This is a genomic window from Tangfeifania diversioriginum, from assembly GCF_900141875.1.
In the GTDB taxonomy this organism is placed as follows: Bacteria; Bacteroidota; Bacteroidia; order Bacteroidales; family Prolixibacteraceae; genus Tangfeifania; species Tangfeifania diversioriginum.
On the sequence record NZ_FQZE01000063.1, the window covers coordinates 1 to 6,431 of the forward strand.

The following is a 6,431-nucleotide window of genomic DNA, read 5'->3' on the forward strand; positions in this document are numbered from 1 at the left end:
GCCTTTTGCAGGCTTTTCACAGCAGAAAATTACTCTGCAGGAATGTCGGCAAATGGCAATGGAACACAACCAGAAAATTAAGGCAGCGGAATTTAATAAACAGGCTGCAACTTCGTTGAAAAAAGCTGCATTCACGCAGTTTTTACCCAATTTCAACATTGAAGGCACCTACACTTATTTAAACAACCAGTTTGAACTCCTTAACGAGGATTTGCTTTTCCCGGTTGTCTCCTCTTCATCAATTGATGAGGCGGGGAAAGTAGATCCTTCACTGTTCGACCAATCCACCCTGGTTATCAACCCGGCAACAGGCATGCCTGTAACTGATGCCGAAGGAAATGCTGTTTTTAAAAACTATGGTTGGATTCCTGCGGACGAACTATCGGTTAATACCCAGTCCTATTACCTGTTAAATGCAGGCTTCATCCAGCCGATTTATGCCGGAGGAAAAATCAGGGAAACGTATAAAATAGCTGGTTATGCCGAAGATATTGCATCTTCCAAAAAAAAGATGACAACTTCTGAAGTGCTCTATAAAGTAGAGCGCTACTACTGGCAGGTAATTTCTTTAACCCAGAAAGTTGAACTGGCCCAAAAATACGCTGAGCTGCTCAACAAATTGGTTAGCAACCTTGAAGATTATTATGACGAAGGTTTAATAACGCAAAATGAACTTCTGAAAGCAAAGGTAAAACGAAACGAAGCCAACCTGAACCTTCTGAAGGCACAAAACGGAGAAACGTTAGCAAAAATGGCTCTCGCCCAGTTAATTGGGATTACAAACAGTCAGGAATTGACGCTTGATGACTCTGAGCTGGAAAACATTGACGCGGAATACCAAAATCAAATTGCAAAGACATACGAAGCCCGGCCAGAGCTGGAAATTTTGGAACAATCTGTAAATATGGCTCAATCAGGTGTAAATATGATGCGGTCGCGCTTTTTGCCAAACATTGGACTAACAGCAGGTTACCTCATGACAAATCCAAATCCGTACAATGGGTTAAAAAATGAATTTGGAGGCAGTTTATCAGTAGGTGTTGTTGCCCAAATCCCCCTGTTTCACTGGGGCGATAAAAAGCATACACTACACGCAGCAAAAGCCGAATTAAAAGCTTCAGAATTAAAAATGGAAGAAACCGATGAACTGCTCGCACTGGAAGTTCAGCAGGCATTTTTTCAATTAAACGAATCAGTTAAAAACTTAAAAATGGCGCGGTCAAACATGGTTCAGGCTGAGGAAAACCTCCAGGTTACGCAAACCAATTTTGAAGAAGGAATGGTAAAAACTACCGATATTCTTGAAGCCCAGGCGCTTTGGCAAAAAGCAAAAGCGGCCAAAATTGAGGCCCAAACCGCATTCATTTTGAATAAAACATTAGTAAAAAAAGTAACAGGACAATTAAATTAATTCAGCAATGAACAGATTAACAAATTTTGCAGCAATCACAATTTTACTTCTGGCAGGATGTCAGCAAAAGGAAGAAGTAAAAACTGTTGAAAACAAACCGGTGGCCGTAAAAACCACTCATGTAGTGAAAAAGAATTATGCACCGGAACTTAGTTTAACCGGCACGTTTTGCGCCTTCAAAGAAGCAAACCTGGGAACGGCCCTGCCGGGGAAAGTCGAAAAAATATTTTACCCCAAAGGCGCCCGCGTTAATAAAGGCGAACTGCTTGTCCAGCTTTCTGAAGAGATGCTCATTCAGGCGCAAATTGAACACGATGCGATTCAAACTGACTTTGAAAAAATAGCGCGTTTAAAAGAAAAAGGGAGTGTTACCGAACAAGATTACGATCACCTTAAAGCAAAACTGGATGCTTCGGAGGCAAAAGTAAAGATGCTGCGCAAAAACACAGAAATCAGAGCACCTTTTAGTGGCGTAATCGCTGACTACCTCGTTCAGGAGGGTGAAAATTACCTCTTCTCTCCTAACCTGGAGGCCGGTTATTCATTCACTTCTGGTATTGTAAGCCTGATGCAAATCAATCGTCTGATTTTTAAAGCCGATATCAACGAAAAAGATTTGAAAAAAATAAAAAGAGGGATGCATGCCACCATTTATACCGACGTTTATCCGGGGAAAAAATTTGAAGCGACTGTTTCGTTTATTGAACCTGCGCTTAATATGCTTACGCATAGCGCAACCATCGAGCTATCGGTAAACAACGGAAATCAAATTTTAAAGCCGGGCATGTTTGGAAAAGCTCAGCTCAAGTTGCCCGAAGATTCAGCCCGTTTTGTTCCACAACAGGCTGTTGTGCAACAGCCGGGAACAGGAAATAATTATGTATTTGCTGTAAAAAACAATACGGCTGAAAGACACAATGTGAACCTGGTTAAAATAATTGGGGAAGAAGCAATTATTGATGGCCTTGCTGAAGGAACAGAAATCATTGTAACAGGCAAAAACAAAGTTCAGGAAGGGCAGGAACTTGCAATTAAAAATTAAACAAGATGAAAATTACAGATATTTCGGTAAAACGACCGGTAGCCACCGCTATGGCATTTTTGGCTGTACTGTTGTTTGGCATCGTATCGTGGCAAAAACTTCCGCTCGATATTATGCCAAAAATGGAACTACCAACGCTGACCGTCATTACAGCCTATCCGGGCGCATCGGCCGGCGAAGTGGAAAAGCAGGTAACCAAACCACTCGAAGCTTTGCTCGCCGGAGCAGAAAACATGAAAGAGATAGAGTCATCATCAAAGGAAAATGTATCGTTTATATCCTTGCAATACAGGTGGAAAACCGACATCACCGAGGCGGCCAACAATGTTCGCGACCTGATTGAACTTTCCAAACGCCATTTGCCTGAGGAGGCTCACAATCCGGTCATTTTTAAAGTAAACAGTTCAATGTTACCGGTTTTGGTGTACGGAATTAATGCCGATGAAAATTTCCAGGGCATTGAGAATATTATTGAAGACAACATTGCAAGTCCCATCAGAAAAATTGAGGGAGTTGGTACGGTTATCTACCTCGGACAACCACAAAGAGAGATAAAAGTAACATTAAACCCTGCAAAAATCAGGGCATACAATATTTCTCCAACACAAATTGCTACGGTACTTAAAGCTGAAAACATAAAAATTCCGGGGGGAAATATTAAAACCGGCGATTTTGATTTTTCCATTGACATCCCGGGCGAAATCAACAAAACCACGGATTTGGCGGAAATTCCGATTGTCAACTTCAATCACAAGATTATCAAGCTAAAAGACATTGCTAAAATTGAAGATGGCTTTAAGGAAACCGATGAATACATTCGCACGGAAAAAGGACCCGGCGTAGCTTTCATGATTCAAAAACAGAGTGGCGCCAACACACTGGAAGTTGTGAATGCCGTTCGCTCGCAGATGGACGAAATCAGGCAGGACCTTCCGGACGATGTTGAAGTATTTGAAATAATTTCAACCGACGAAGTGATTACCCAGTCGATTGGCAACCTTTCTGAATCGCTGCTTTATGCCTTTATTATCGTAATTCTTGTGGTTTTCATTTTTTTGCGCGAATGGCGAAGCAGTATTATCGTTTCACTTACCATTCCATTCTCGCTGATTGTGGCATTCATTACGATGTATGTGCTCGATTACACCATTAACATATTTTCTTTGATTTCGCTGATAATTGCCATCGGGATGGTAGTTGACAATGCCATTGTTATTCTCGAGAATATTACAAAAAAAATAGAAGAAGGACTGCCTCCTTATAAAGCGGCAATTGAAGGTGCCAAAGAGATGGGAATGGCTATTTCGGCTTCAACGGCTACTACCCTTATGGTTTTTATCCCGCTGATTTTTATGGGCGGTATTGTTGGAATCATGTTTAAACAGCTTGCAATCTTGACGTCGGTTACCATGATTGCTTCATTGATAACCTCGCTCAGTTTAACCCCAATGATTAGCTCACGCCTGCTAAAAAAGAAAAATGAAAAGGCTGAGCGTAAATTTAGTTTTTTCAAATGGTCTGAAAATATATTCGTTGCTATCGAGTCTGCCTATAAAAAGCTGCTGGCATGGGTTATTTTTCATAAATCGGTTACCATCCTGTTTGTTTTGGCCATTTTGGTGTTGTCAATTTATACCGGGAAAAAAATCGGGAGCGACTATATCCCTGAATTCGATGCCGGCGATGTGACAGTGGTCTTTGAAACCGAGGTTGGAACACGAGCTGATGCAACCGGTAAAATAGGAGAAAAGATTGCCTCCATTATGCAGGATGAAATACCGGAGCGCGTTCCGGGCTCAATTGCAGTTATTGCAGGACAAACCCAGGATGGGATCCTGTCTTCGGTTGGTTTTTCGGAGGGCAAAAATGTTGGAACCGTGATGTGCCATCTTGAATTACCCGATGAAAGAGAGCGCTCAGCAAAAGAGATTGGTGAAGTTTTGAGAGCCCGATTAGAGGAAATTCCTGAAATTGAACGATTCCATGTATCGGCCGGAAGTATTTTGTCGGCTGCCCTGCTCGGTAACAATAAACCAATTGAAGTTTTTCTCTCCGGAAAACACTTTGAAGAACTGAACAGTACTGCCCGATCGGTTGAAGAATATTTTGAAAATTGCGGGTATCTGACAGACGTTGAATCAACCATCGATAATGGAAAAAACCAGATTGAAATTCACATTGACCGTAAAAAAGCGTCGGCGCTCGGTTTAAATGTGGCCATGGTAGGAATGCAAGTTCGCCAGGGTATTTACGGTACGGATGCCGGCACATTATCTGATGAAGGCGAAGATTATGATATCACCCTGATGTATGGCGAAGACTTTAAAAAAGATATTACAGATATTGGAAATATTCAACTTACCAATTTAAGGGGCGAAAAAATTACTTTGTCATCGGTAGCTGATATTCGCATGGGAAAAGGAAAACTTGAGATTCGCAGAAAATCACAGCAACGTTATGTAGTTGTAAAAGCAAATCTCGATCAAATTTCACTCGGAGAAGCAGCCGCGAATGTAAATCAGTTCCTTGCAGACTTTGATCTCCCGGAAGGAGTTACAGCAGAAATTGCAGGCCAGGTAGAAAACAAGGATGAATCATTCGGCGATTTATATCTGATTTTCATACTGGGCATTTTGCTGGTTTATATGGTAATGGCTGCCCAGTTCGAATCGTTTAAACATCCACTGATTATAATGCTTTCAGTTCCATTCACGGCAATTGGTGTAATATGGGCTTTTGCAATAACCGGGTTAACACTGAGTGTTACCACCTTCATTGGAATTATCATGCTCATTGGAATTGTGGTTAACAACGGAATTGTGCTGGTGGATTACATCAACCAGCTGCGACGCAAAGGAGCAAAACTTACTGATGCAGTGCTTGAATCAGGAAGTTCGCGTTTGCGGCCGGTATTAATGACCACATTAACCACCGTGTGTGCAATGATTCCAATGGCTGCCAGCACCGGAATGGGAAAGGAAATGTTCTCTCCACTGGGAATTACCATAATTGGCGGGCTGCTAGTTTCAACACTCATTACATTGTTGTTTGTGCCTGCAGTTTATATTGCCTTTCACCCAAACGAACTCAAAAAAGAAAAAAATAAATAATCAATAATTTAAAAAAATGAAACAGAACACTTTTAAACATCAATTTAACAGACACTTAATTGCACTAGCTGCAATGCTGTTTTTCACGTTATCTGGCAATTTGAATGCAAACGCCCAAACAGATTGGGTTGTTGAAGCCGGTATAAATGCCTCTACACTCTCCGACATCGGCAATATTTGCGATAACAACGATATTAAAGCGGGAGTTAATGCGGGGATTTTTGCATTGCACAACCTGAATGACTGGGTTACTATCAAAACGGGTGTTTCATACCAGGGAAAAGGTAAGAAAACAGAACTTTCGGAGCTGAATCTTGGATTAACAGGAAATGATGAAACAGAAGTAACAGGAACATTGCATTACGCCGTGCTTCCATTACAAGCAGAATTTTCTTCAGCCAAAAGAGATACAAAACACCTGTTTTTTTCAACCGGCCCTTACTTGGGATTTCTTATAGAAAGCGATTATGAACTGAATGATGAGAAAATTGAAATTGAAAACTATACAGACGATTTGGATTTTGGCTGGTCATTTGAACTGGGGGCTGAATTTCCCTTTCTTAAAAAGAATGCCATCCGAACCTCATTGAGCTACGAAATGGGATTAAAAAAAGTAGTTCAGGATGATAACTGCGACTGGCGAAACAAAACAGCATCCTTTAAACTGGGACTGCTTTTCTGAAACCACTTTTAAGTAAAAAGGTAAACGAACCGGGATGAAAGTCCCGGTTTTTTGTATTTATTTAATACCCAACACTCCGTTAAAAATGTTAATAACTATTTGAAAATGAGCAAACCAAGTCATCAAAATATTTAATCAAACCCCCTGACAGTCAGTGTATTGATGGATTTTGCCACAAATCTGTTA

4 protein-coding genes are annotated in these 6,431 nt (G+C 41.0%); all 4 read left to right on the top strand.

Features of this window, described 5'->3' with window-relative positions; all coding sequences use genetic code 11:
• Window positions 1–1,411: TolC family protein (locus BUC07_RS20135; RefSeq protein ID WP_073174106.1), on the top strand; the 1,411-nt coding region annotated here is incomplete at its 5' end.
• 7 nt (window positions 1,412–1,418) lie between these two features.
• Complete coding sequence (locus BUC07_RS20140) at window positions 1,419–2,453, top strand: efflux RND transporter periplasmic adaptor subunit (RefSeq protein WP_073174109.1); 1,035 nt, start codon at window positions 1,419–1,421, stop codon at window positions 2,451–2,453.
• 5 nt (window positions 2,454–2,458) lie between these two features.
• Window positions 2,459–5,563, top strand: a complete 3,105-nt coding sequence (locus tag BUC07_RS20145) for an efflux RND transporter permease subunit (protein WP_073174111.1) — start codon at window positions 2,459–2,461, stop codon at window positions 5,561–5,563.
• A 16-nt stretch (window positions 5,564–5,579) separates the two neighbouring features.
• Window positions 5,580–6,245: a porin family protein gene (locus BUC07_RS20150; protein ID WP_073174114.1), complete on the top strand. Its 666-nt coding sequence runs from the start codon at window positions 5,580–5,582 to the stop codon at window positions 6,243–6,245.
• Window positions 6,246–6,431: the final 186 nt, after the last annotated feature.

Bases quoted from the DNA above. Each gene is read 5' to 3' on its own strand.
- BUC07_RS20145 (WP_073174111.1), top strand. From the start codon at position 2,459: ATGAAAATTACAGATATTTCGGTAAAACGACCGGTAGCCACCGCTATG.
- BUC07_RS20140 (WP_073174109.1), top strand. From the start codon at position 1,419: ATGAACAGATTAACAAATTTTGCAGCAATCACAATTTTACTTCTGGCA.
- BUC07_RS20150 (WP_073174114.1), top strand. From the start codon at position 5,580: ATGAAACAGAACACTTTTAAACATCAATTTAACAGACACTTAATTGCA.